The sequence below is a fragment of the Peribacillus sp. P4_C12 genome (assembly GCF_056402095.1).
Window position 1 is genome coordinate 1 of the sequence record NZ_JBFUIB010001031.1, and the last position, 801, is coordinate 801.

An 801-nucleotide genomic window follows, 5' to 3' on the forward strand; every position below is an offset into this window, starting at 1 on the left:
CGCTAATGCTGTTGCATTTTTCGCTGATGAAGCATCATCTTTCGTTAGTGGGCAAGTTCTATATGTTGCGGGTGGTCCAAAAAATTAAGAGTAAAGGCGGGATGATATGTTCAATGAAAGTATTGGAAAACAATCTAAACCGGTTAAAAATCTGGTTGAACGGGGAGCCGTTAAAAAATTTGCGTTAGCGATTGGTGACCCGCATCCGATTTTCATCGATGAAGAAAAAGGTAGGCAATCAAGGTATGGTACGAATATTGCGCCCCCAACTTTTCCAAGAGTTTTTGATTTTGGAGCGATTGAAGGCTTAGACCTCCCAAATAAAGGATTGATACACGGTGAACAGAAATATCATTATAACCGTCCGCTGAGGGTTGGAGAAGAAATTACCTGTTATACAGAAGTGAGGGACTACTATGAGAAAAAAGGAAAGCAAGGGGAAATGGGATTCCTAGCCTTAAAAAATTACGGGACAGATGCAAATGGAGAAATTGTTTTTACCGCTGAACAACTTGTCATTATCAATGAAACGATAAAAAGGATGGTGATGAGCAAGTGACTACATTAACTGAACTGCATATTGGCGATTCGTTGCATTCGATAGAGCTTGGTCCTGTAACACGTTTGGATCTCATTAAGTATGCAGGGGCATCAGGTGATTTCAATCCCATTCATACGATTGATGAAGAAGCAAAAAATGCTGGTTTGCCTGGGATTATTGCACACGGAATGTGGACGATGGGAAACCTGGCAAAGATTTTCAGTAATCTATATGAAATTGGGTACATTGAAGAATACAAG

2 protein-coding genes and 1 pseudogene are annotated in these 801 nt (G+C 40.2%); all 3 read left to right on the top strand.

Annotated elements, in window-relative coordinates; genetic code table 11:
• Positions 1 to 88 (top strand): annotated as a pseudogene (locus AC1DUW_RS31015) (beta-ketoacyl-ACP reductase); the annotation flags it as partial.
• Between the two features lie 18 nt (positions 89 to 106).
• Positions 107 to 559: a MaoC family dehydratase N-terminal domain-containing protein gene (locus tag AC1DUW_RS31020; RefSeq protein WP_377441925.1), complete on the top strand. Its 453-nt coding sequence runs from the start codon at positions 107 to 109 to the stop codon at positions 557 to 559.
• Positions 556 to 801, top strand: a 246-nt coding sequence (locus AC1DUW_RS31025) for a MaoC/PaaZ C-terminal domain-containing protein (RefSeq protein ID WP_477644481.1), incomplete at its 3' end; no start/stop codon positions are given. The genes AC1DUW_RS31020 and AC1DUW_RS31025, both read left to right, overlap by 4 nt.